This is a genomic window from Mycobacterium sp. ITM-2016-00318, from assembly GCF_002968285.2.
Lineage (GTDB): Bacteria > Actinomycetota > Actinomycetes > Mycobacteriales > Mycobacteriaceae > Mycobacterium.
In genome coordinates this window covers 308314-332577 of sequence record NZ_CP134400.1, presented here as the reverse complement: position 1 = coordinate 332577, position 24264 = coordinate 308314, and the positions used below count along the sequence as shown (strand labels likewise).

Here is a 24264-nt window from a genome sequence, read left to right as displayed (position 1 = left end):
CGTAGGTCAGGCGACCCGCAAGCCTCACAATCACCCGCTCAAGCCCACGCCTGTGTGTAAACCCGCCACTGTGGATAACTTGCTCTCACTGATCTAAATCCTTGCCGGTTCAGCGAACGACCGGTTCGGTGTATCGACGACCCCGAAAGGCCCGCCATATGTCGGAACGACCGCAAGACAACGTGCTGATCGTGCACTGGCACGACCTCGGCCGTTATCTCGGCGCCTACGGCCATTCCGATGTGTCCAGCCCGCGGCTCGACCAGCTCGCCGCCGAGGGCATCCTGTTCACCCGCGCGCACGCCACGGCTCCGCTGTGCTCGCCGTCGCGCGGCTCCTTGTTCACCGGCCGCTACCCGCACAGCAACGGCTTGGTCGGGCTCGCCCACCACGGCTGGGAGTACCGCGCGGACGTCCGCACGCTCCCGCAGATCCTGTCGGAAGCGGGTTGGCACACCGCGCTGTTCGGCATGCAACACGAAACGTCGTATCCGCCCCGGCTGGGCTTCGACGAGTACGACGTGTCGAACTCGTTCTGCGAGTATGTCGTCGAACACGCGACACAGTGGCTCGATGGCGGTCCGCAAGGGCCGTTCCTGTTGACCGCGGGCTTCTTCGAAACCCACCGCCCCTACCCGCCCGAGCGCTACCAGCCCGCCGACCGGACCAGCGTCGAGCTGCCCGACTATCTACCCGAGACCGACGCCGTGCGCCAGGACCTCGCCGAGTTCTACGGCGCGATCACCGTCGCCGACGACGCGGTGGGCCAACTGCTCGACACATTGGCGGCCACCGGACTCGACCGCAGCACCTGGGTCGTGTTCATGACCGACCACGGCCCGGCGCTCCCCCGCGCGAAGTCGACACTGTACGACGCGGGCACCGGCATCGCATTGATCGTCCGCCCGCCGCGCGACAGCGGCCTTGCCCCTCGGGTTTACGACGACCTGTTCAGCGGTGTCGACCTACTGCCCACCCTGCTGGACCTGCTCAGAGTCGACGTGCCGGCAGAGGTCGACGGTGTGTCGCACGCCAACCAAATCCGGACCGCCGCAGGTGAATCCGTACGGTCCAAGGTCTACACGATCAAGACCTACCACGACTCCTTCGACCCGATACGGGCCATCCGGACCAAGGAGTACAGCTACATCGAGAACTACGCGACGCGACCGCTGCTCGACCTGCCGTGGGACATCGCCGACAGCGCGCCGGGAATGGCCGTCGCACCTCTGGTGAGCGAGAGACGCCCGGAGCGCGAACTCTATGACCTGCTCGACGATCCCGGTGAGTCGCACAACCTGCTCGGCCCGGACGCGACAGACAAGGCGGAGGCGATCGCCAACGACCTCTCGCTGCAGCTCAACGACTGGCGAGAGAAGACCAACGACGTCATCCCGTCGGAGTTCGCGGGCACGCGTATCTCCGAGCGATACACCCATACGTACCTGCGAATTCACGGCCATGCGGTGACCAGCCGATCCGCCATCGCCGCCGAGCGCGGAATCGAAGACGAACACAGTTAGGTGATCCCATGGCCGCGTCTGCATATCTGGTTCTCGCGTCGCAACGAAGCGGCAGCACACTTCTCGTCGAATCTCTCAGAGCCACAGGCGTTGCCGGTGAACCAGGGGAGTTCTTCCAATATCTGCCGAGCACCAGCCAGTCGCCGCAGCCGAGGCAATGGTTCGAGGACGTCGAAGACGAGTCGATCCTGCGCCTACTGGACCCACTGGACGAGGGCAGGCCGGAGCTCGCGCCACCAGAGATCTGGCGTGACTACATCCGCACGGTAGGCCGGACGCCCAATGGCATCTGGGGCGGCAAGCTGATGTGGAATCAGACGCCATTGTTGCTCCAGCGCGCCGACAGGCTGCCGGATCGCTCTGGCGACGGGTTGCTTTCAGCAATCCGCGACGTCATCGGCAGCGACCCCGTGCTCATCCACGTCTACCGGCCTGACGTTGTGTCCCAAGCTGTTTCGTTCTGGCGGGCCGTGCAGACGCGTGTCTGGCGCGGCAGGCCCGACCCTCGGCGCGACTCCGCCGCCGAATACCACGCCGGTGCGATCGCCCATGTCGTCACCATGCTCCGCAACCAGGAGAAGGGCTGGCGGGCCTGGTTCGAGGAAGAGGGCGTCTCCCCCATGGAGGTCTCCTATCCGGTGCTCTGGCGCAACCTCACGTCGATCGTCGGCGATGTCCTGGAAGCGCTCGGCCAGGACCCTGGCTTGGCACCTACGCCCGTACTCGAACGACAGGCGGATCAACGGTCCGACGATTGGGTAGACCGGTACCGCGCCGACGCCGAGAAGGAAGGGCTGCCGACATGACAGCGACAGCTGCGGGCTATGACACCGTCCACGTCGACGAACTACGGCTCCTCGAAGCCGAAGCGGTGCACATCATCCGCGAGGTGGTCGCCGAGCTGGAGCGTCCCGTCCTGCTCTTCTCGGCAGGCAAGGACTCCATCGTGCTGCTGAGGTTGGCGGAGAAGCTGTTGGGCATCAACCACTTCGTCGCGACGGTGAACAAGTTCGATCTGGTCGACTTCGATCAAGGTCGGTATCGCGAGGTCGAACAGCAACTCCGCCAGGTGGCGGCCCGCCTCGGCGAAGCCGACGTGACCGTCATCCCGATCGCCGCCAAGCACGGCGACAACGTCGTTCACCGGTCCGACCGCACACCGTGGTACGACGGCCGGACGCTGCTTGACTACCTGGAGCACGTCGAACTGTCCGCGCCGCACCCTGATGCGGCGAAGCTGCGACTGCCGGTGCAGTGGGTCTCGAGACCGTCGACCTTGCAGCGCAGGCGCTACACCGGCCGACTTTCCGCGGGCACGCTTCAGGTCGGGGATTCCGTCGTCAGCCTTCCCGCGGGTACCAGGTCGACCGTCACCGCCGTCGACGCCCTCGATGACGACCGGGCCGTTGCCGTTGCACCACTGTCTGTTTTCGATCGAACTCGCTGACGACATCGACGTCGGCCGCGGCGACGTCTTCGTCAGCGGCGCCGACGACGCCGTCCTACCTGTACCTGCTCGTGAACTCGACGCGACGGTATGCTGGTTCGTCGACCACCCTCTTCGGGCAGGCGATCGGCTGGCGTTGGGCAGGGCGCACGCACCGTGCGGGCCACCGTGCAGGCGCTGCATTCGCGGCTCGACCCGGAGACCCTCGAAGAGCTCGACAACCCGGTCGAGTTGGTGCTCAACGACATCGGGGTCATCACCTTGCGCACCAGTTCGGTCGTGGTGTCCGACGCCTACGCCGACAACCGGGACAGCGGTGCGTTCATCCTCATCGACGAGACCACCAACGACACCGTCGGTGCGGGCACCATCACCGAGCCGCGCGAAGTCAAACCGGGCAGGCAGGCCCGCAACGACATCCGTTGGCATCCCTCGGCATTGGATCGCAATCACCGGTGGGCGGCCACGGGCAGAAGGGCGCCGTCATCTGGTTGACCGGGCTGCCCGCATCCGGCAAGTCGACGATCGCGGTCGCCGTCGGACGGGCATTGGTCGAGTCCGGCGATGTGGCCTACCTCCTCGACGGCGACAACATCCGGCACGGGTTGTCCGATGACCTGGGCTTCAGCGCCGGTGACCGCGCCGAGAACATCCGTCGGGTCGGCCACCTCACCCGCTTGTTCGCCGATGCGGGCGTGGTCGCACTGGCCTCGCTGGTGTCACCGCTGAGGTCCGACCGCGAGATCGCCCGCACGCTCAGCGATGCCGCGAAACTTCCGTTCATCGAGGTACACGTGGCCACGTCGCTCGCCGAATGTGAGCGGCGCGACCCCAAGGGCCTCTACGCCAGGGCGCGGGCCGGAGGACTGAAGGGGCTCACCGGCGTTGACGCGCCCTACGAGCCGCCGGAGAGCCCCGACCTGGTGCTCGACACCGCAGGCGCGGACATCGACCAGTTGGCCGCACAGGTCATCGAACTGCTGAACAGGCGCCGCTAGCCGACCTGCGCCACCACGAAGATCCGGCGGAACGGGTAGAACGTCCTGCCGTCGGGCCTGCGCGGGTAGGTCTCGTCGAGGATGGGAATGAGCTGCCGGCGGAACTGCTGCCAGTCCTCCGGCGACAGCCGATCGATCACCGGGCGTAGCGCGGTGCCCGACATCCACTCCAGCACCGCGTTCTCGCCTGCCAAGTCCTGAATGTAGGTGGTCTCCCACGCATCCACTCGGCAGCCGACGTCGCTGAGCAGTCCGGCGTACTCGGTGGCGGTGCTGACCCGGTCGCGTTCGGGAAACGGCATGTGGCGCAGTGTGTTCGCGAACGGCTCGCGGCGCGCAACTGTGCGTATCGCTTCGTGTGACGGCGTGTTGAAGCTGCCGGGCATCTGCACCGCGATCCAGGAACCCGCAGTCAGCTGCCCCGCCCAGCGCACCAAGAGCTCCCGGTGCTCGGGCACCCAATGAAGGGTCGCGTTACTCACCAGGACATCGGTGTCGGGTTCGGGTTGCCACGACGCGACGTCGCCGATCTGCGCGTCCACCCCGCGCTCTCTGGCCGACTCGACCATCTCCGGCGAGCTGTCCAACGCCTCGAGCACCGCTTCGGGCCAGCGTTCGGCGAGGGTGGCGGTGAGATTTCCCGGCCCGCACCCCAGATCCACTACGCGACGCGGGTTCTCGGCAGCGATCCGCGACGTCAGGTCGAAGAACGGTCGGCTGCGATGGTCGGCGAAGGTGAGGTAGACGTCCGGGTTCCACATGACACACAGTGTGGCACCCGTGTGTTCACAGGTGGTTCGCAGCGGCGCAGCAGCCCGGCCGCCAGCAATGCACGGCACGGTGATCGGCATGACAGCCGTCCGTCGACCGGCGTCCGCAGATGGTGCTCGGCGCGCTGCTCGTCGCCACCGTGGCGCTCCACCTGTGGAACTTCTCGGCGACCGGCTACGGCAACCTCTTCTACGCTGCGGCGGCTCAGTCGGCATCGGCCCGTTGACATAGCCCTACCGCTCCTCGCATACGCAGTACGATCGGGCGGTGTCCTCTTCCGAGCCGCCCAGCGCCGAGCCGGTTGAGCCACCACCGATCCCTGTACCCGACGTTCCCGGCGCCGACGCGACCGCGCGCGGTCTCCCGCGCCGCGTCGATCTCACCCTCCGCCAGCGGCTGATCGTCGACTCCTCGGCGATCGCCGACCTCGGCCTGCGTACCGCACTGGCGTCTGTCGTCGGCGCAGCGATGTTGCCTCAGGTGGCGTTGTCCGCGTTCAACGGCTCGGGAGCCAGGGAGCAGCGCAATGCGCTGCGGTACTACGCCGAACTGGGTGCGACGAAGGATCCCGAGCAAGCGTTCCCCACACCGACCGAGGCGCCGCGGATCTCGTCGCGTCCGGCCAACCCCGTCGCGGAGTGGATGGCCAACGGCCGCGTGCACAACATCCGATTCAACAGCAGCTACCGGGCGATCAACCCCGCGATGCGCGACCGGTGCGGGTCGTATCAGCGCAACAACGTGGTGCATGCCCAACATTGGCGCCACGACGACGGGCCCCGCCCGACGCTGTGTGTGATACACGGCTTCATGGGGTCGGCGTACATGTTCAACGGGCTGTTCTTCTCGCTGCCGTGGTTCTACCGGTCGGGCTACGACATCATGCTCTACACAATGCCGTTCCACGGTCGTCGGGCCGAGAAGTACTCTCCCTACAGCGGTTACGGTTTGTTCGCCAACGGCTTCGCAGGGTTTGCGGAGGCGATGGCACAAGCCGTGTACGACTTCCGCTCGCTGATGGACTATCTGGAGTTCACCGGTGTCGACCGGATCGCGCTGACCGGGATGTCCCTCGGCGGGTACACGTCGGCGTTGATCGCGTGTGCGGACGACCGCATCCAGGCCGTCATCCCCAATGTTCCCGTCGTCATGCCGGAGAAGCTGGTCGACGAATGGTGGCCGGCGAACATGTTGGTCGCGCTCGGCGACAGGCTCAGCGATACGAACGCCGAATTACAGGCCGCCGCAGCGATGTTCCACTCGCCGCTGAACTATCCGGCACTCGTAGGAAAGGACCGCCGGCTGATCATCGCCGGTCTCGGCGATCGCCTCGCGCCGCCGCAGCAAGCCGAGACGCTGTGGGAGCACTGGGATCGCTGCGCGTTCCACTGGTTCCCGGGCAACCACATCCTGCACGTCAGCCAGCCGGATTACCTGCGCAGGATGACGCGCTTCATGCGCGACTTCATGTTCAGCTAGGCGAGCCGCTGTATCACCCCTTGATGGCGCTGACCAGCGAAATGCTGGCGAACATCGGCCATGCCTCGGAATCGGGGTCCGGCAGCGGCCGCCTCAGGTGCCGGAGGTAGTCGGGCAACTCGACCGCTGCGCCCTGCCAGCCGTGATCGGTGAACCAGTCGATCGCCGGGGCGTGTTGCTCGTTGTAGACCAGCGAGAAGAATTTGGCCCCGTCCGCAGCCGTGCGTTCCGCGTCCCGCGCCGCCTCGTAAAGGTCCTGGTCGAACGGTTTCCCGTCGTCGACCGCCACGTGGCTGCCGGGCGCCCCCAGCTGGTTGATGCCGGTGAAAAGCTCGCCCTGCGCCGATGCGGGCAGATAAACCAGCAATCCCTCGACCAGCCAGGCCGACGGTGTCGTCGGATCGAAGCCGCAGTCGAGCAGGGCGCCCTGCCAGTCGTCGCGAAGGTCGACCGCTATCTCTCTACGTTCGGCCGTCGGTGACTCACCGCTGCGACGCAGAGTTTCGCGTTTGAACTCGAGCACCTGCGGCTGATCCAACTCGTAGACGACCGTGCCGCTGGGCCAGGCGAGCCGGTAGGCGCGGGAGTCCAGCCCGGCGGCAGGGATGACGATCTGGCGGACGCCTGCGTCGGCGGCCGCGTAGAAGTAGTTGTCGAAGAACTTGGTACGAGCCGCCTGGTAGTTGACGAAATGCTCGCCGAACTCGGACACCAGCTTGTTCTCCGGCGCCTTTCGGTCCAGGACATCGGCCCATTCACCGCCGACAGCCCTGCAGAACATCTCCGCGTACGGATCGACCACAAGGGGAGCCGACTTGTTGGCCTCCAAGGCCCTCGACGCGGCGACGAAGAGCGCGGTCGCACCGACGCTCGTGGTGATATCCCAAGTGTCCTTGTCCGAACGCATGACTCCGGTATACCTGCGGATTTCGACAGACCGCTGACCTGCGCCGCACGCTTAGACCAGCGGTCGGCCGGTGCGAATCCGCCAGTCGAGATCCCTCAGCATCCAGTTGAAGGGAAACTCCTGAAGCACTCGCGGCAGCGCGTTGTTCACCGTACGGAGGCGCTTGATCAAGCGATCGAAGCGGCGCTGCCGGTCGTCGTCCCAGTCCAGGCGCATCTCCTCGCGGAACCGCTGCGGCAGGAAACCTCCAGTGATCAACAGGTTGAAGTCGTCAAGTCTGCGCTGTACCGATGCGGGCAGTTTCACCCCCCGCACCCGGCCTGCGGCGATCGGCCACAAGAAGTCGCGCACGGCGTCGTCGATGTGCACCTTCTCCACCGACTCGTGCCAGTAGCGATCGAACGCCGCCTGGTCCGCGGGCCACTTCTCCCGCGGTACCTGGAGCATCGTTCCGAGCGCTATGCCCTCGTGCCACAACTGCTGCGCAGCGGCGTCGTCGATCTCGCCGACGAACAGTTCGTAGACATCGATGACGCCCTTGTACATGCAGGCGCCCACCCACATCTGCAGATCGGGGTCGAACGCGTTGTACGACACCGGGCTTTCGTCGGTCGAATACACCTGGGCATGTGCGCCGTTCACCGCACGGCGGTATGCGGCCTGCTGTTCCAGCGTGCCCTGTACGGCGACGGCGAGGTAGGTGAAGGTGGTCCTGGCCCGCTTGATCGGGTGGCGGTCGATGCGCCCGCTTTGCACCCGGCTCTCCAGCACGCCGTAGCCGACACCGGGCCGGGCCAGCTGCATGATCACGTTCGCGGCACCGGCCAGCAGACCGACACCCAGCATCCCGCCGACGGCTTCGGCGCGGGGCTTCGAGACGCGGCGCCGATTCTGAAGGATCGCCATTGAACCTGTCCTAAATGTGAGAACGATGGTTGTCAGATTCTGCCGCAGGCCGTTGACGAGTGTCAAGATGGCAGGATGGCCGCCGTGGCCCAGATCCGCCCTTATCGCGGAGTCGAGGCGTCGGAGCGCATCGACTCACGCCGACGCCGGCTCCTCGATGCGGGCCTTGACCTGCTCGGCGGCAGCCCGGACAGGGAATTGACCGTGCGGGCCGTCTGCAGGCATTCGGGTCTGACTGCCCGCTACTTCTACGAGAGCTTTACCGACAAGGACGAATTCGTCGCCGCGGTGTTCGACGCAGCCGTCGCCGACATCGCAACGTCCACGCAGGCCGCGGTGGCCACCTCGCCCCCTTCCGAACAGAACCGTGCAGGCATGGCCAACCTGGTACGGACCGTCAGCGCCGACGCGCGTATCGGCCGTGTGCTGTTCGACACCGGGCTCTCGGACCCGGTGATACTGCGAAAGCGTGGGGCACTCGGCGACATCTTCGCGCTCATGACGAGTCACTACGTCGACTCGTTGCTACGCGGGGACGCCAACGACCGTGTCAAGGCAACCGTTCGGTTCGTCGTCGGCGGTGTGGGACAGACCCTCAGCGCGTGGCTGGCAGGCGACATCGCCCTGAGCCAGGAGCAGTTGATCGACCAACTCACCGCGATCCTCGGCGCGCTGGACGACCCCGCCCTCTACAGCGACTAGCGCGCCGGTACCGCCGGGCGGCGGTCGGCTGCGGTCCTGGGCTCGGTCTGCGTGTCGGCCTCGGTGAATTCCTTGACCCAGCAAGCGAATTCGAGTGTGATGCCGTCAGGGTCATGGAAGTAGAACGACCGCACATAGACGCCGGGGTGCACGGTGGCAGAAACCTGCGCCGGGCTCTCGTCGTGGTTGAGCACGGGTCCGACCCTGACTCCCTTGTCCTTCAGCCGCTGCCGGTATTCGTCGAACTTCTCGGCGGGGACGTGGAACGCGAGGTGGTTCATCGAGCTGACCGAGCTGGTGATCTCGCCGATTCCCGGGATCGCGGAAGGTGAGGAGATGCCGGGAACACGGTCGGGCGCCTCGGCGAACCAGAAGAACGCCACGCAATCGCCGTTTCCCGCGTCGAAGAAGAAGTGCTGGCCCATACCGCCGGGCAAGTCGAGCGACTTGATCAACGGCATCCCCAGCACGCCCGAATAGAAGTCGACCGTCCTGGCCATGTCCGAGCAGACCAGCGCGACGTGGTTGATGCCGCCGAGCTGAAATTCCGAATTTTGATTATCGGGCCTGATCATGTCGCGTCCCCTCGAGCCAACTACGCGAAACTCCTGCCGCGAGCAAGATCTGAATCTAACATCAGGTTCAGGTTGGAGCAATGACCGCAGTGTCCTGGGCGGAGGAGAACTGTGACGGTCAATCCGCGAGACGTGCTGCCGGCCGCACGGGGGCGGCAGACGCAAGCGGCTATTGATGCTGCCGTGCGAGCGGTGATCGCGCGCAAGGGTTTTCTCGCTAACACCGTGTCCGATACCGCCGGTGAGGCAGACAGGTCGGCGGGGTCGTCCGACAACGGTTACGACTCCAAGAAATCGATGGTGCGCACCGTCCAGTGCGACGGCCACTGCCGGGGCGGCGACCCGAGACTCTTTGCGCTGGCGTTAGTTTCCATGCTCAACCAATTCTGCTTGGCCGACGTCTTTCACCGGACGATCTATCACAAGGAGACCGGACCGACATGACAAGGACACCGTCCTCGGGCACACCGGGAGTGACCCGCGAATTCATCGGATTGGACTCCCCCACCGCGAGACGGGCGGGTTCGGGCGGCCACCCATGTCAGGGCCTGTATCACCGCGGAGTCGGACGCAAACCGAAGGTGGCGATGATCGCCGCCCACTATCAGATCGACTTCTCCGAGCACTATCTCGCGGACTACATGGCCACCCGCGGCGTCGGGTTCCTCGGCTGGAACACCCGGTTCCGGGGGTTCGAGAGCAGCTTCCTGCTCGACCACGCCCTTGTCGACATCGGCGTCGGGGTGCGATGGCTGCGCGAGGTGCAGGGCGTGGAAACAGTTGTGCTGCTGGGGAATTCCGGCGGTGGTTCGCTGATGGCGGCCTACCAGGCGCAGGCGGTCGATCCCCACGTTGCACCGATGGAGGGTATGCGTCCCGCCGTGGGCCTCGACCAGTTGCCCGCCGCCGACGGATACGTCGCCACCGCGGCGCACCCCGGTCGCCCCGATGTCCTCACCGCGTGGATGGACGCCTCGGTGACCGACGAAATAGACCCGCTCGCAACGGATCCTGGACTGGATCTGTTCGACCCCAAGAACGGGCCACCCTACAGCGAGGACTTCATCACCCGTTACCGGTCGGCACAGGTCACCCGCAACAACGCGATCACCGACTGGGCAGAACGTGAGCTCAAGAGAGTCCGCGCCGCCGGCTTCTCCGACCGCCCTTTCACGGTGCTGCGCACCTGGGCCGATCCGCGAATGGTCGATCCCACGCTCGAGCCCTCCGGGCGGCCGGCGAACATGTGCTACGTCGGCGAGCCTGCCAAGGCCAACAGGTCGGCGCACGGCATCGCAGCCGCCTCGACGCTGCGCAGCTGGCTCGGCATGTGGAGCCTGCGCCATGCGCAGACGCGCGCGGAGCCGCATCTTGCCCGCATCGACTGCCCGGCGCTGGTGATCAATGCCGAACAGGACACCGGAGTCTTCCCATCCGACGCCCAGCGCATATTCGACGCGCTGGCGACCAAGGACAAGACGCAGTGCGCCATCGACACCGATCACTACTTCACCACCCCCGGCGCGCGCAGCGAGAAGGCCGACACCATCGCCAGATGGATCGCGAAGCGCTGGCGCTAACGTGCGATTGGCCCTTCGAGGGGTCACCTGATCACGCGGGTAATGTCGTTCCCAACCGACCGGTTATTAGGGAAGGCAACTCGGCATGCCCATTGCAGTGAATCCTGAGCACAACGACCTGGCCGACTCGGTTCGGTCCTTCGTCGCGAAAGTGGCGCCATCCGACGTCCTGCACGAGGCGCTGGAGACGCCGATCTCCAACCCGCCGCCGTACTGGAAGGCCGCCGCTGAGCAGGGTCTGCAAGGGGTACATCTCTCCGAAGCGGTCGGCGGACAGGGCTTCGGCATCCTCGAACTGGCGATCGTGCTCGCTGAATTCGGCTACGGCGCAGTGCCCGGGCCGTTCGTCCCTTCCGCGATCGCCAGCGCGCTGGTTGCCGCGCACGACCCCGGGGCTGCCCTGCTCAACGATCTGGCCTCCGGGGAGTTGATCGCCGCGTACGCCATCGACTCCGGGCTGACCGCCACCCGCCAGGGCGACGACCTCGTCATCCGCGGCGAAGTGCGCGCCGTCCCCGCCGCCGCGCAGGCCTCGGTGCTTGTCCTGCCGGTGGCGATCGACAGCGGTGAGGAATGGGTGGTTCTCGACGCAGGCCAACTCGAGATCGAGCCCGTCAAAAGCGTCGATCCGCTACGCCCGCTCGCACACGTCCGTGCGAACGCCGTCGAGGTCGGCGACGACCGGGTGCTGAGCAACCTGAGCCAGACGCTGGCCCGCGCACTGATGTCGACGCTGCTGTCGGCCGAAGCGGTCGGGGTCTCGCGGTGGGCGACCGACACCGCATCGGGCTACGCCAAGATTCGCGAGCAGTTCGGCAGGCCGATCGGTCAGTTCCAGGCCATCAAGCACAAGTGCGCCGAGATGATCGCCGACACCGAGCGCGCCACCGCGGCGGTCTGGGATGCCGCGCGGGCGATCGACGAGTCGCGCGAAGGGTCCGACAACAGCGCATTCGAGTTCGCGGCGGCCGTCGCGGCGACTCTCGCGCCGGTCGCGGCGCAGCGGTGCACGCAGGACTGCATCCAGGTGCACGGCGGCATCGGTTTCACGTGGGAGCACGACACTAACGTCTACTACCGCCGCGCGCTCGTGCTGGCGGCATGCTTCGGCCGCGCCGCGGACTACCCACAGCAGGTCGTCGACGTCGCGACCACGACGGGGATGCGCAAGCTCGACATCGACCTCGATCCTGACACGTTGAAGCTGCGCGAAGAGATCCGCGCCGAGGTGGCCGCGCTCAAGGCGCTGCCCCGCGGTGCCGAGCGCAACGTCGCGATCGCAGAAGGCGGTTGGGTCCAACCGCACCTCCCGAAACCGTGGGGACGGGCATCGGATCCCGTCGAGCAGATCATCATCGCCCAGGAGTTCTCCAGCGGCATGGTGAAGCGCCCGCAGATGGGCATCGCGGCGTGGATCATTCCGTCCATCGTCGCGTTCGGCACCGACGAGCAGCAGCAGCGGTTCCTGCCGCCGACGTTCCGCGGCGAAATGGTCTGGTGCCAGCTCTTTTCCGAGCCGGGTGCGGGTTCCGACCTGGCCAGCCTCTCCACGAAGGCCACCAAGGTCGACGGCGGCTGGCGCATCACCGGTCAGAAGATCTGGACCACCGCGGCGCAGTGGTCGCAGTGGGGCGCTCTGCTGGCGAGAACGGACCCGAGCGCTCCGAAACACAATGGCATCACGTACTTCCTGCTCGATATGCGCAGCGAGGGCGTCGAGGTGAAGCCGCTTCGCGAGCTCACCGGCAACGCGATGTTCAACACCGTCTTCATCGACGACGTTTTCGTTCCCGACGAGTATGTGCTCGGCGAGGTGGACCGCGGCTGGGAGGTCAGCCGCAACACGCTGACCGCCGAGCGGGTGTCGATCGGCAGCAGCGAGCCGCCGGGAATGGCGAGCCTGGACGGCCTTATCGAGTTCATCCGCGACGGCCAGTTCGACCAGATCGCGCAGAACCGGGCCGGGCGGCTGATCGCCGAGGGCCACGCCGCCAAGATCCTGAACATGCGCTCGACGCTGCTGACGCTGGCGGGCGGCGATCCGATGCCCGCCGCGGCGATCTCGAAACTGCTGTCGATGCGTACCGGCCAGGGTTACGCGGAGTTCGCGGTGTCGTCGTTCGGCACCGACGGCGCGATCGGCGATCCCGAATCGCCACAGGGCAAGTGGGCGGAGCATCTGCTCTACAGCAGGGCCACCACCATTTACGGTGGCACCACGGAGGTGCAGCTCAACATCATCGCCGAGCGGCTATTGGGTCTTCCCCGCGATCCGTAGCGCAGCTCACGGCGGTTTGCCTCGACCAACTGTGGGCGACGCGCGCGGTGGCGTGACACCCTGGCTTCCGCGGGTGGATCCCCGTCCGCGGAAAGGAGTTCGGTCACGACTACCGACGTCACGCTGCGCCAACTCCGGTACTTCGCCGTGCTCGGCGAGGAGCTCAACTACCGGCGCGCCGCCGAGCGGCTGTTCATCACGCAGCCCGCGCTGTCGACGGCGATCAAGCAGCTCGAGCACCACCTGGGTGTCATGCTGTTCACCCGCACCCGGGAGGTCGCCCTGACCGAACTCGGCGCCGCATAATTGCCCAAGGTGCACGAGGCCCTGCACGGGATCGACGCAGCGGTAGGCGGTGTCACACCGATCAATTCGCTCGATGACGAGCCGGTCGGGAACGGCGAACCCGGCCCGCTGACGGTGAAGATCCGCGATCGGTTCTGGGCGATGATGGACGAGCCGTCCCCGCTGATCGAAGCCATCGAGTACTGACGGGAGAATCCTGCACTTCCCGGTCGCGCACATCAGACCGTGCCGCGCAATGCGATTCCGCCGTTGGTCGCGCGATCGAGGTCTATCCTCGAAATAGCAGGCTCTTCGAAGTTGTTGGCGGTGACGAGATGACAAGCTTCCGACAACGAACACTGCGCCTGCTGCTCGGCGGCGCCGCCGGGACCGCCTTCCTCACAGCGACGCCCGCGCTGATCCCTGACACGGCTCCCCGATCCTCCGCCCAACCGTGCGTCAACGGCGTCATCCCGTGGAACCCGTACGTGGTCAACTGCAATCTCCCGCCCCGCGGTCCGAGGGTGCGCGGGGCCGCGCCCGACGCGGGGGCCATCATCGCGTGCCGGAACCGCCCGGGATGCCTGTCCTGGTACGTCAACGGCCCCTGATAGTTTTCCCGCGCCCGTCCCGGGAACCCGCCTCACATGAGCGACGCACGAGATGTCGAAAAGCGTTGGCGTGACCCGGCTGCGCTACGCGCCGCCGTCACCTACGGGGTCGGCGTGATCATCGTGGCAGCCATCGCGTTCGTCGTCTTCGCCGTCGTCGACAGGGGGTCGGTCGTGCTTGCCTCCGCCGTTCCCGCGGTCCTCTTGATCGGCGGCGTCGGCGCTCTGGTGAGGGCCTACCGGGCCTGGCGCGTCGGCGGTACGTGGCCGGTCTGGCAGGGCGCAGGCTGGTTTCTGCTGACCCTCATGCTGGTTTGCCTGTCGATTCCCTGGTCAGCGGCGATGTACGCAAGTGGTGTGCGCTGATTTTGGTTGCCTTCGCAACTAACTGAATTCAAAGTCAGCAAACCGCATTGCGAGGGTCGTGGTGCGCTGCCAGTGTTGACAGCAAGCGCCACATCGGGCGCTTCACTTTGCCACTAAGGACGACCGCATGCCGAAGCGCATCACCGCTGCCGCCACCCTCGTGCTAGGAGCCGCCGCGGGCGCCATCATCGCCTTGGCGCCGATTGCGAGTGCCGAGCCGCCTCCCTGCAATCCGGACGATGTGCCGTGCCAACAACAGCAGAAGCCGCCCGATCCGGCCGCCATCGTCGGTTCTGCAACCGATCAGGCCAACCACGCTCTCAACCAGGCACCGGCCGCCAGCCCCTACCCGACATCAGGTGCGCCGGGAGGCGTGTGCATGAGGATGAACGGTTTCCCGATCTACATTCCCCCAGGCGGCATCCCATCAGAAATGGCCTCGTCCGGCATTCCCTCCGGGCCCGTCCATGCGGGCAACTGCACCGCCGAGGACACGTTCGTGGGAGGCGATGTCGCGCAACAGGGATCGGACGCCGCCCAGCAGATCGTCGGCGCCGCAACGCCACCACAGGATCAGCAGCAGCCGCCCGCCGGCCAGTAGCCGCGAAAAGCTCTACTCCACTTCCATTTCGCGGAGTTCGCGCTTGAGGATCTTGCCGGTCGGGTTGCGCGGCAGCTCGTCGAGGAAGACGACTTCCCGCGGCACCTTGTAGCGGGCGAGATTCTCTTTCACGTAGTTTTTGATCGCGTCCTCGTCGACGCTGGCGCCGTCGGCCTTGACCACGAAAGCGCGCAGCCGATGGCCCCACTCCTTGTCCTCGACACCGAGCGCGGTGGCCTCGACGACGTCCGGATGGCCGCTGATGAGGTCCTCGACTTCGGCGGGGAAGACGTTCTCGCCGCCGGACACGATCATCTCGTCGTCGCGCCCGCTGACGTAGAGCAGATTGTTCTCATCGAAGTATCCGACGTCACCCGACGACATCAGCCCGTCGATGATCTGCTTGTGGCCGCCGCCGGTGTAGCCCTCGAACGGGAAGGTGTTGCCGACGAAGATCCGGCCCACCTCACCCTGCGGCAGGTCGTTGCCGTTGTCATCGAGGATCCTGACCTTCACGCCCTTGACGACCGGCCCGACGGTGGCCGGGTTGATGGACAGGTCCTTCGGCCGCGCGATCGTCGCGAACGCGATCTCCGTCGACCCGTACAGGTTGTAGATCACCGGACCGAGGTCCTTGAGCGCCCGTGTGGCCAACTCGGCGCCCAGCTGCGAACCCGAGACGAACACGATGCGCAGCGACGACAGGTCGGGTTTCTTCTCCGTTTTCTCGAGCTCGTCGAGGAGCCGGGACAACATCACCGGTACGACGACCATCGCGGTCGCCTTGTTCTTCTCGATGTCGCCGAGCACGGTCGCGGGCTTGAAGCGTCGTCGCAGCACCAATGTGGTGCCGAGCATCATCGCGATGGTGGCGTGCAGGAAGCCGAGTGCGTGGAACATCGGCGCAGGCAAGGACGTCACCTCACCCGCCTTGAACGGGACGTGCGACAGCACGCCACCGATGGGCGCGAGCGACGGCGGCGTGCTTCGGTTGGCGCCCTTCGGCGTACCGGTGGTGCCGCTCGTCAGGATGATGATCGACGAGTGCTTCGTCACCTTCGGCGCAGGCTGCTTGCTGCTGCGCTTGATGAGGTCGGCGAGCGTCTCGTCGGTGCTGCCCGACGGCTCGTCCTTGTCCGGGTTGGTGGCGAGCGCGCGCAGCTTGCCCTGCGGCGGCTCGGCAGATGCGACCGCCTTGGTGTACTCGTCGTCGTAGATGATCACGTGCGCGTTCTCGCGCTCGGACACCTCTTTGATCTGCGGGCCGGAGAATTCACTGTTGAGCAAGATGATGCGGGCGCCGACGCGGGCAGCGCCGTAGACCGAGACGAGGAACCAGCGGTGATTGCGGGCCAGGATCGCCACCCCGTCGCCGCCCTTCACGCCCATCGCCAGCAGGCCGTTGGCGACGGCATGCGCGGCCTCGTCGAGTTCGGCGAAGCTCAGCTCACCGTCGTCGTCGATGACCGCCGTCCGGTTCGGGGTGCGGCGGGCGTTCAACGCCGGAATCATGCCGAATTCGCCCCAGCGCCGGATGTCGGCCAGGAACGCGACGATGTTCTGCGGCGGCTCCAGCTTCAGTGCGCCCGCTTCGAACATCTTGCGGGCGTAGTGCAGCTCGGCTGCACCGCGTTCGACATAAGGTCCGATGGACTGCTGGAGTTTGGCCGCTGCCTGCAGGGGAAGATCGGTGAGCTTCGGCATGGCACCACAATATGTGACGCACGTCGCAGCGCGGCAGGAACGTGCTGCGTCACTACCATGGCCTCATGGCCGCATCGTCCGCCAAGGTCGAACACCTGGAGGTCGACGGTGAGCAGGTGCCCATCAGCAATCCCGACAAGGTCGTCTTCCCCGACCTCGGCGTCACCAAGCTCGACCTGATCCGGTACTACCTCGCTGTTGCTCCCGGCGCGCTGCGCAGCGTGGCGGAACGGCCGATGATCCTCAAACGATTCGTCAAGGGCATCACCGAAGAGGCCGTCTTCCAGAAGCGGGCACCCGAGAAGAACCGGCCCGACTACGTCGATGTCGCGGAGCTGAAGTACGCCTCCGGCACATCGGCCAAGGAAGCCGTGCTGCACGACGCAGCAGGCCTGGCATGGGCGATCAACCTCGGCTGCGTCGACCTCAATCCGCATCCGGTGCGCGCCGACGATCTCGCCCACCCCGACGAGCTGCGCGTCGACCTCGACCCGATGCCGGGGGTCGACTGGCGCCAGATCATTCACGTCGCGCTAGTCGCGCGCGAGGTGCTCGAGGACCACGGATTGACGGCCTGGCCGAAGACATCGGGTTCACGCGGATTCCACATCTATGCGCGCGTCGAGCGGCGGTGGCCGTTCAAGTTCGTCAGGCTGGCCGCACAGGCCATCGCTCGGGAAGTCGAGCGACGCGCGCCCGATCACGCCACCGCCCGATGGTGGAAGGAAGAACGCGAAGGCGTCTTCGTCGACTTCAACCAGAACGCGTTCGACCGCACGGTGGCTTCGGCCTACTCGGTGCGGGCCACGCCCGACGCCCGGGTTTCGACACCGCTGGTGTGGGACGAGGTCGTCGACTGCCGCGCGGAGAACTTCACCATCGCCACGGTGCCGCAGCGCTTCGCCGAACGCGGCGATCCGTGGGAGGGCATGGACGACGCCGCAGGCACCCTGGATCAGTTGCTCGACCTCGCCGATCGCCTCGGCCCCGCCGAGAAGGCCCCGAAGGGTGCGAAGAAGGGCACCGGCGGCGGCAGCCGGATCTCCTCGAAGCCGCTGATCGAGATCGCCCGTACCAAGACGAAGGACGAGGCGTTGGCCGCGCTGGACGTCTGGCGTGCCAAATATGAGGAAGTGGCTAAGAAACTTAAGCCCGCGGACGTGTTACTCGACGGTATGCGCGGTCCGAGTTCGATCTGGTACCGCGTCCGGATCAATCTTCAACACGTGCCAGAAGACCGGCGTCCACCACAGGAAGCGCTGCTGGCGGACTACAGCCCGTGGGAAAACTACTCCGGCGCGCAGTTCCGCAGACCGTCGGGCGCAGATTCGAAAAACTGTTCTTAGCAAAGTATTACCGCACGCTCCCCAATGCCTTAGATCAGCGGCCTAGGTTTTAGGCATGTACGGAAACCAAGCAGTCGATTGCAACGGCGCGCAGATGCGCGCGCTGTGTCGTCAGCTGGCGACCGTGGTGACGGTGACCGGTGACATCGACGAGTCGAACCTCGATCGCATCGGCGCCTACGCACGGCGCTTCGTCCTGACGGAGAAGCCTTTCGTGTTGGATCTGACCGGCGTGAATTCCTTTTCGCCGGAATGTATTTCGCTGCTCCACGACATCGACGAGAACTGTGAGATCGCCAGTGTCGAATGGGCAGTCGTTGCCAGCCAGCCTGTTATTCGCAACTTGCGGCTGTTCGGTGAAGGTGAGACGTTCCCCACCGTGGGTTCGGTCGCCGAAGCGCTCCATGAATTCGCCACGAGCATGAGCGAACGCCGCCGTTTGCTTCCACTACTCACCAAGACCGCCTAGGAAAAGAGCGAGCACGTGTTAATCGATCTCCGCTGGTTGACCCGCCTGCTGCATGTCAGGCACACGACGACCCCCGCTGCTGCCCGCTAGTCCGCTCAGTCGTTGCTCGGCGAGCTTTTCCCGCTCGCACTCGTTGTCGCACTGTCGCCGGTTTCGATAGTCCCGGCGGTTGTGCTGGTACTGCACACCGATCATCCCCGCCCCACGGGCCTTGCTTTCATGGCCGGTTGGCTCGCAGGGCTCGCCGCGATGACCGCTCTCTTCGTGGCGGTCCCCCATCTCGTCCACGGGCTCGATGAGACGCCGCCGTGGATGCCGTGGGTCCGGATCGGGCTCGGGATGCTGCTCATCGTCGCGGCCATCGGCCGATGGCTGACCCGAACCCGGACCACCCGCCCACCCGCATTCCTCGACCGGCTCGCCAAGATCACCCCCGCCGGCGCTGGGATCATCGGCTTCGGGCTGGTGGTGGCCAATCCCAAGGTGCTCGTCATGAATGCCGCGGCGGGTCTGATCATCGGGACCTCCGCCGCAGGCGCAATGGTGTGGCTCGCCGTCGCGTTCTACACAGCGCTTGCCGGCTCGACGGTGATCGCACCGATACTCGCCTACGTCGTCGCCGGCAAGCGCGTCGACGATCAGCTCGAACGGGTGAGGAAGTGGATGCAGCGCGAACATGCCGCCGCAACGGCAGTCATTCTGCTCGTCGTCGGTGTTCTGTTGGCTTACACCGGCATTCGCGCGCTCTAACGGTCCGGAGACCAATAGGCGAGCATCTCCGAGAATGTCTCGAACGCCGCACCGGATACGCCGTACGTCGCCTCGAAGTGGACGCTCAACGGGAACCCGAGGTCGACGACGCCGTCGATCACCCGCTTGTACAGATCGACCATCAGCGCACGCTTGTCCGCGGGGTCGCGGCCGGCCAGCGACCGGACGAATTCCTGCTCCTCGGCGACGGCCTCATTGCCCGCATCCTGGATCAGCCAGTCGATCAGACCGACCCTGGTCTCGACCTTGGGCACGAAGCCGAACGACAGCAGAATCTCGGGCCGATGGTCGGTGTTCTTGGCGAAATCGGAGAGGAATCCGACGATCGCGTCGGAGTACAGCAGCTGCGTCAGGCCGAAGTTGGCGCCCTGATTGCACTTGAAGTCGAACCGGCCCGCTTCACCCTCGCGGGTCGGGATCAGAATCACGCCGCGGTTGTCGACGGTCTTGTTGTAGATCGACAGCGCATCCGTCGGCGGGACACCGGAACCTTCACCGTCGTTCATCGTCCTCGGTACCCCGACGAAGACGATGCCCTCGAAGCCGGCATCACCGAGAGTGGTCAGCCGCTTGCCGAGGGCCGCCTCGTCCATGAAGGGGGTGACCTGCGTGCACAGCCCGCGAAGACCGGGCAGTTCGGGCCGGATGAGCGACCAGTAGTCCAAAACGTCGAGCTTGGGCAGCATGGGCACGGGCCGGTCGTCGTCCTCGGGGATCATTCCCGGGATCATCACGTGCTTGATCCGGCCCGCGAGACCGGACTCCGCGGAGATCCGCGCGACCTTGCGTGCCTCTTCCACCGCATACTCCTGCCCGCGCTCCACATTGGGAGGCACGAGCTCGAGCGCAATAGTGTTGAGGGTCACAGCGTTGCTCCTGATCAAGACGACCGACCCACGATACAGAGGGCAACTGTAGGTTTCGAAATCGCGGAGTGGGCCTAAAGCCCGCGACGGGCGGAGCGCACTGCGGAGATCGTCGCGTCGTCTCCGGTGAACTCGATGTCGGCGGCGTCACGGCCGGACAGGAAGAGCAGCAGTTCGGGCGGGGCTCCGGTGATCATACATGGCGGCCCCGTGCCGATCGACGCCAGCGTCGCGCCGTCGGTGTCGTGCAGCGTCACCGCCGCGGAAGCGCGGCCGAGCGACATCCGGATCGCAAGGCGGACCTGTCTGCGCAGTGCGGTCGCCAGGTCGGCGTCGAGTTGCCGAGGTTGCCAGCCGGGGCCTGCACGACGGACGTCTTCGTGGTGAATGAACATCTCGGTAGTGTTGACCAGCGGGTCGAGCAGTTTCAGCGGCGAATACAGCGGCGGTCCCGACGCGATCTGGGTGAGCAGTTCGGACCACTCGATGCCGTCGGAGAGCTCGCGCTGCTTGCGCGCGGTGTAACCCGCCAGCCTCGAGATCAGGATGCCTGCCGCCGCGTCGGGCCGGCGTTCGCGCAGGATCAGGTGGGCGGCGAGATCTCGGGTGGTCCAGTCCCCGCACAGGGTCGGAGCGTCGGGGCCGACGGCCCGCATCGTGTTGACGAGGGCGGCGCGTTCGCGGGCTGCTGCGGTCACCCCTCGAACATGCCAGAGATCAGCGCGCAGGCCCGACCGACTCAGCCCTCGGCGGTGCGCTCGGCGGGCAGCGGGGGCGGCAGTGGCGTCGGCGAGGTCGGCGTCGACGGCGCAATGGCGGCCTGTGCGCCGTGGAAGTCGACCATCGGCTCCTCGCGCAGCACCTCACGGCCCTGGCTGACGACCAGAGACTTCTTCGTCACCATGTATTCGATTCCGCTGTTCTCGGCGACGAACGCGCCGTCCGTCGACTCCTCTGCGGGCACGATCAGTTTGGCGCCGTCGCTGATCCGCACACCGCGATAGGAGAACGTGCCGTCGGACGCCTTGCAGATGGCCATGCGAGAGTCGGCCGTTGCGCCGAAAAGCACAGCGGTCGCCGGCTTTTCGCAGCGCGCCGTCGAGTCCACGTAGCCGGCGTCGTCGGTTCCGGGCGCCGCGCCGACCGACGGCGGCACCGAGACGGCGAGCATGGCCGTTGCCGCGGCGGTCGCCAGCGCTATGCGCATCACGCGTTCAGGTTAGCCGGTCGAGACCGCTCTGGGCTCGACTATGGTCTCGCCGGCCAGGCTGCGCGGCCGTTAGCCGGTCGCGCGCTTAACGGCGCCGGCGCGCGGGTACGCGCTTCCCATGAGCCAAGATGTCGCCGATTTCGTCCTCGAACGCCTTCGGCAGTGGGGCGTGACCCAGGTGTTCGGTTATCCGGGCGACGGCATCAACGGCCTTGTCGTGGCCTTCGGTCGGGCGGACAACCGGCCACGGTTCGTGCAGACCCGCCACGAGGAGATGGCCGCCTTCGCTGCCACCGGCTACGCGAAGTTCTCCGGTGAGGTCGGTGTCTGCATGGCCACCTCCGGGCCAGGGGCGATCCATCTGCTCAACGGGCTCTACGACGCCAAGCTCGACCATGTGCCCGTCGTGGCGATCGTCGGCCAGACCGAACGCAGTGCGATGGGCGGGAGCTATCAGCAGGAGGTGGACCTGCAGGTGCTGTTCAGCGATGTCGCAAGCGACTATCTCGTCGAAGTCAATGTGCCGCAACAGCTTCCGCTGGCACTCGACCGCGCGATCAGAACCGCCCGCACGCGCCGCTCCCCCACCGCGATCATCATCCCCTCCGACCTGCAGGAGGAGAAATACAGCCCGCCGCAGCACGTGTTCAAGCAGGTGCCGTCGAGCGACCCCGGCGATGCCATCGGCCTGGCCGCTCCGACCGAAGAGCAGGTTCGCGCGGCCGCCGAAATCCTCAACGCCGGCGAGAAAGTCGCGATCCTGATCGGTCAGGGCGCAAGGAACGCCGCCTCCGAGGTGGCCGCGGTCGCCGAGCTGACCGGTGCCGGGGTGGCGAAAGCCCTACTGGGCAAGGACGTTCTGCCTGACGATCTGCCATTCGTCACCGGGGCGATCGGGCTGTTGGGTACCAGGCCCAGCTATGAGTTGATGCGTGATTGCGACACCCTGTTGATCGTCGGCTCCAACTTCCCCTACAGCCAGTTCCTTCCGGAGTACGGCGCCGCCCGCGCCATACAGATCGATGCCGACGGCAGTTCGATCGGCATGCGCTATCCCACCGAGATCAACATCGTCGCCGACGCGAAGGCAGCCCTTGGCGCACTGATCCCGCACCTGCGAGCCAAGGCCGACCCGTCATGGCGGGACACCATCGAGAGCGGTGTCAGCCGGTGGTGGGAGACCGTGCGGCGGCAGAGCCTGCTGGCCGCCGAACCCGTCAATCCCATGCGCGTGGCATGGGAGCTCTCCGAACAACTGCCCGACGATGCGATCGTGACCGCCGACTCGGGTTCGTCGACCAACTGGTACGCCAGGTGTGTCCGGTTTCGTGCGGGTATGCGTGGATCTGTCTCGGGCACGCTGGCGACCATGGGCTGTGCGGTGCCCTACGCGATCGGCGCCAAGTTCGCGCACCCGTCGCGCCCCGTCATCGCGCTGGTCGGCGACGGCGCCATGCAGATGAACGGGCTCGCCGAACTGCTCACCATCCGCCGCTACCAAGACCTCTGGCCCGACAAGCGGCTGGTCATCTGCGTCTTCCACAACAACGACCTCAACCAGGTCACGTGGGAGCTGCGCGCAATGGGCGGCGCACCGAAATTCGAGGAGTCACAATCACTTCCGGAGGTCTCGTACGCCGACGTAGCACGGTCCATGGGCCTGCAGGCCATCTCCGCGGACACCGATGACGCGGTGGCAGGCGCGTGGGAGGCAGCCCTGAGCGCCGAAGGGCCCATCCTGCTCGACATCAGGTGCGACCCGGAGGTGCCGCCGATTCCCCCGCACGCCACCTACGAGCAGATGAAGGACCTCACGTCGGCGGTGCTTCGCGGCGACCCCAACGCGTGGCACCTGGTGTACCAGGGCGCCAAGACCAAACTGCAGGAGTTCATCCCGAGTTCGCGATCATGACCGATCCGCCGTGGATTACTCACAGGGAGCATCCCGCCGAGTAGCGCGCTCAGGCTCCAGGACCGTTGGGCCACTTCAACATCGAGCCCGCATCGACGCGGATGTGCTGCCCGGTGATGTAGCGGCTTTCCTCGCTGGCGAGGAATACGCCGAGATTGGCGATGTCTTCCGGCTCGACATACGGAATCGGCATGGCGTTGAAGTAAGTGAAGGCCGGTTCGGCGTCCTCGCGGGTCGGCTTCTTGCCCTCCGCCATCATGTCGGGACGGAACACACTGTAGATGCCGTCGTTCTGCAGCAGGTGGGTGTTGACGTTGGTGGGGTGCATGGCGTTGACCCGAATCATCTTGGGCGCCACCTGCAGACAAAGGGTGTCGACGTAGTCGATCAGTGTCCGCTTGCTCCAGCCGTATCCTGCGCCGCCAGGGCCCATCATCGGGTTGTCGCTGGTCCCCTTGATCATTCCCGCCGTCGAACCCGTGATGATGATCGATGCGCCGTTCGGCAGATGCGGGAGAGACACCGCGACGGTGTTCATCACGCCGAGCAGGTCGACGTCGGTGGCGTCGACGAAATGCATGGGATCGAACTCATTGCCGAACGCCATCGGCAGAATGCCCGCGTTGGCGACGACGATGTCGAGCTTGCCCATATCGGCGACCCCCGCCTCGATGGCGTCACGAAGCTCATGGCGTTCGCGGACGTCGGCGATCTTGGCGAAGACCCGACGGCCGAGTTCCTTGACCGACCGCTCGACATCGGCGAGATCATCGGGCGTGGCCAGCGGATACGGGTTGGAGTCGATATTGCGGCAGATGTCGATGACGATGATGTCGGCGCCTTCCTTGGCCATGGCCAGCGCGTGTGCGCGGCCCTGACCACGGGCACCACCCGTGATGAATGCGACCTTGCCCTCTAGCCGTCCCGCCATGTGTCCTCCGCCGATCCGTAAACGTC

General features: G+C 66.0%; 25 protein-coding genes and 2 pseudogenes. 18 read left to right on the top strand and 9 right to left on the bottom strand.

All coding sequences use genetic code 11. The annotated features are described in order from the left end of the window. The first annotated feature begins 158 nt into the window (after positions 1-158). From C6A82_RS01570 to cysC, 4 genes and pseudogenes are all read left to right on the top strand, one after another. The gene (locus C6A82_RS01570) at positions 159-1523 is read left to right on the top strand and encodes a sulfatase (protein WP_105346881.1); all 1365 of its coding nucleotides are present in this window, start codon (positions 159-161) and stop codon (positions 1521-1523) included. A gap of 8 nt (positions 1524-1531) precedes the next feature. Beyond that, positions 1532-2329: a trehalose 2-sulfotransferase gene (locus C6A82_RS01565; protein WP_105346880.1), complete on the top strand. Its 798-nt coding sequence runs from the start codon at positions 1532-1534 to the stop codon at positions 2327-2329. Positions 2330-2367: 38 nt separating this feature from the next. After that, positions 2368-2493 (top strand): annotated as a pseudogene (locus tag C6A82_RS26895) (sulfate adenylyltransferase small subunit); the annotation flags it as partial. Then, positions 2491-3968: pseudogene (gene cysC, locus C6A82_RS01560) on the top strand (adenylyl-sulfate kinase); the annotation flags it as partial. The pseudogenes C6A82_RS26895 and cysC, both read left to right, overlap by 3 nt. On the opposite strand, the gene C6A82_RS01555 reads toward cysC, so the two are convergent. After that, positions 3965-4729 (bottom strand): trans-aconitate 2-methyltransferase, encoded by a 765-nt coding sequence (locus tag C6A82_RS01555; RefSeq protein WP_105346896.1) that lies wholly within the window; start codon positions 4727-4729, stop codon positions 3965-3967. The pseudogene cysC and the gene C6A82_RS01555 overlap by 4 nt on opposite strands. Positions 4730-5006: 277 nt before the next feature. Here C6A82_RS01555 and C6A82_RS01550 point away from each other — a divergent pair, with 277 nt between their 5' ends. Further along, positions 5007-6218 (top strand): S9 family peptidase, encoded by a 1212-nt coding sequence (locus C6A82_RS01550; protein WP_105346879.1) that lies wholly within the window; start codon positions 5007-5009, stop codon positions 6216-6218. Positions 6219-6231: 13 nt separating this feature from the next. On the opposite strand, the gene C6A82_RS01545 is transcribed toward C6A82_RS01550, so the two are convergent. Next, a complete protein-coding gene (locus C6A82_RS01545; protein WP_105346878.1) occupies positions 6232-7125 on the bottom strand; it encodes a class I SAM-dependent methyltransferase in 894 nt (297 codons plus the stop codon). A gap of 51 nt (positions 7126-7176) precedes the next feature. Further along, entirely contained in the window at positions 7177-8031 is an 855-nt protein-coding gene (locus C6A82_RS01540; RefSeq protein ID WP_311101613.1) for an oxygenase MpaB family protein, read from the bottom strand. A gap of 75 nt (positions 8032-8106) precedes the next feature. Here C6A82_RS01540 and C6A82_RS01535 point away from each other — a divergent pair, with 75 nt between their 5' ends. Next, positions 8107-8733 carry a TetR family transcriptional regulator gene (locus C6A82_RS01535; protein WP_105341297.1) on the top strand — a complete coding sequence of 209 codons (627 nt, stop codon included), beginning with the start codon at positions 8107-8109 and terminating at the stop codon, positions 8731-8733. Here C6A82_RS01535 and C6A82_RS01530 read toward each other — a convergent pair. Further along, positions 8730-9308 (bottom strand): VOC family protein, encoded by a 579-nt coding sequence (locus C6A82_RS01530; RefSeq protein ID WP_105341299.1) that lies wholly within the window; start codon positions 9306-9308, stop codon positions 8730-8732. The genes C6A82_RS01535 and C6A82_RS01530 overlap by 4 nt on opposite strands. Before the next feature lie 111 nt (positions 9309-9419). Between C6A82_RS01530 and C6A82_RS01525 the strand changes: the two genes are divergently transcribed. From C6A82_RS01525 to C6A82_RS01490, 8 genes are all read left to right on the top strand, one after another. Next, positions 9420-9752 (top strand): hypothetical protein, encoded by a 333-nt coding sequence (locus C6A82_RS01525; protein ID WP_105341301.1) that lies wholly within the window; start codon positions 9420-9422, stop codon positions 9750-9752. Beyond that, entirely contained in the window at positions 9749-10888 is a 1140-nt protein-coding gene (locus tag C6A82_RS01520) for an alpha/beta hydrolase (protein WP_311101612.1), read from the top strand. Before C6A82_RS01525 ends, C6A82_RS01520 begins: the two co-directional genes overlap by 4 nt. 85 nt (positions 10889-10973) lie before the next feature. Then, positions 10974-13166, top strand: coding sequence for an acyl-CoA dehydrogenase (locus C6A82_RS01515; protein WP_105344457.1), 2193 nt, complete (start codon positions 10974-10976; stop codon positions 13164-13166). Between the two features lie 60 nt (positions 13167-13226). Then, positions 13227-13472: a LysR family transcriptional regulator gene (locus C6A82_RS01510; RefSeq protein WP_396836847.1), complete on the top strand. Its 246-nt coding sequence runs from the start codon at positions 13227-13229 to the stop codon at positions 13470-13472. A gap of 9 nt (positions 13473-13481) precedes the next feature. Next, a complete protein-coding gene (locus tag C6A82_RS01505) occupies positions 13482-13658 on the top strand; it encodes a hypothetical protein (protein ID WP_233216890.1) in 177 nt (58 codons plus the stop codon). Between the two features lie 128 nt (positions 13659-13786). Next, the gene (locus C6A82_RS01500; protein ID WP_199193713.1) at positions 13787-14062 is read left to right on the top strand and encodes a hypothetical protein; all 276 of its coding nucleotides are present in this window, start codon (positions 13787-13789) and stop codon (positions 14060-14062) included. 36 nt (positions 14063-14098) lie between these two features. Continuing rightward, positions 14099-14428: a hypothetical protein gene (locus C6A82_RS01495; RefSeq protein WP_105344455.1), complete on the top strand. Its 330-nt coding sequence runs from the start codon at positions 14099-14101 to the stop codon at positions 14426-14428. Positions 14429-14555: 127 nt separating this feature from the next. Next, on the top strand, positions 14556-15029 hold the full coding sequence (locus C6A82_RS01490; RefSeq protein ID WP_105344453.1) for a hypothetical protein: 474 nt from the start codon (positions 14556-14558) through the stop codon (positions 15027-15029). 12 nt (positions 15030-15041) lie between these two features. On the opposite strand, the gene fadD2 is transcribed toward C6A82_RS01490, so the two are convergent. After that, a complete protein-coding gene (gene fadD2 / locus C6A82_RS01485) occupies positions 15042-16733 on the bottom strand; it encodes a long-chain-fatty-acid--CoA ligase FadD2 (RefSeq protein ID WP_105344451.1) in 1692 nt (563 codons plus the stop codon). 65 nt (positions 16734-16798) lie between these two features. Here fadD2 and C6A82_RS01480 point away from each other — a divergent pair, with 65 nt between their 5' ends. The 3 genes from C6A82_RS01480 (at position 16799) to C6A82_RS01470 (ending at position 19298) form a co-directional block, all read left to right on the top strand. Continuing rightward, on the top strand, positions 16799-18079 hold the full coding sequence (locus tag C6A82_RS01480; protein WP_105344461.1) for a DNA polymerase domain-containing protein: 1281 nt from the start codon (positions 16799-16801) through the stop codon (positions 18077-18079). Positions 18080-18134: 55 nt separating this feature from the next. Beyond that, positions 18135-18548, top strand: coding sequence for an STAS domain-containing protein (locus C6A82_RS01475; RefSeq protein WP_105344449.1), 414 nt, complete (start codon positions 18135-18137; stop codon positions 18546-18548). 102 nt (positions 18549-18650) lie between these two features. Continuing rightward, positions 18651-19298 (top strand): GAP family protein, encoded by a 648-nt coding sequence (locus tag C6A82_RS01470; RefSeq protein ID WP_105344447.1) that lies wholly within the window; start codon positions 18651-18653, stop codon positions 19296-19298. On the opposite strand, the gene C6A82_RS01465 is transcribed toward C6A82_RS01470, so the two are convergent. The 3 genes from C6A82_RS01465 to C6A82_RS01455 form a co-directional block, all read right to left on the bottom strand. Next, entirely contained in the window at positions 19295-20185 is an 891-nt protein-coding gene (locus C6A82_RS01465) for a mycobacterial-type methylenetetrahydrofolate reductase (RefSeq protein ID WP_105344445.1), read from the bottom strand. The two genes, C6A82_RS01470 and C6A82_RS01465, sit on opposite strands and share 4 nt — an antisense overlap. Positions 20186-20259: 74 nt before the next feature. Then, entirely contained in the window at positions 20260-20883 is a 624-nt protein-coding gene (locus tag C6A82_RS01460) for a TIGR03085 family metal-binding protein (protein ID WP_105344443.1), read from the bottom strand. Positions 20884-20924: 41 nt separating this feature from the next. After that, a complete protein-coding gene (locus C6A82_RS01455) occupies positions 20925-21392 on the bottom strand; it encodes a hypothetical protein (protein WP_105344459.1) in 468 nt (155 codons plus the stop codon). A gap of 121 nt (positions 21393-21513) precedes the next feature. On the opposite strand from C6A82_RS01455, the gene C6A82_RS01450 reads away from it, so the two are divergent. After that, the gene (locus C6A82_RS01450; protein WP_105344442.1) at positions 21514-23307 is read left to right on the top strand and encodes a thiamine pyrophosphate-requiring protein; all 1794 of its coding nucleotides are present in this window, start codon (positions 21514-21516) and stop codon (positions 23305-23307) included. Positions 23308-23356: 49 nt separating this feature from the next. On the opposite strand, the gene C6A82_RS01445 is transcribed toward C6A82_RS01450, so the two are convergent. Beyond that, on the bottom strand, positions 23357-24238 hold the full coding sequence (locus C6A82_RS01445) for a mycofactocin-coupled SDR family oxidoreductase (protein WP_105344441.1): 882 nt from the start codon (positions 24236-24238) through the stop codon (positions 23357-23359). Between the last annotated feature and the right edge of the window lie 26 nt (positions 24239-24264).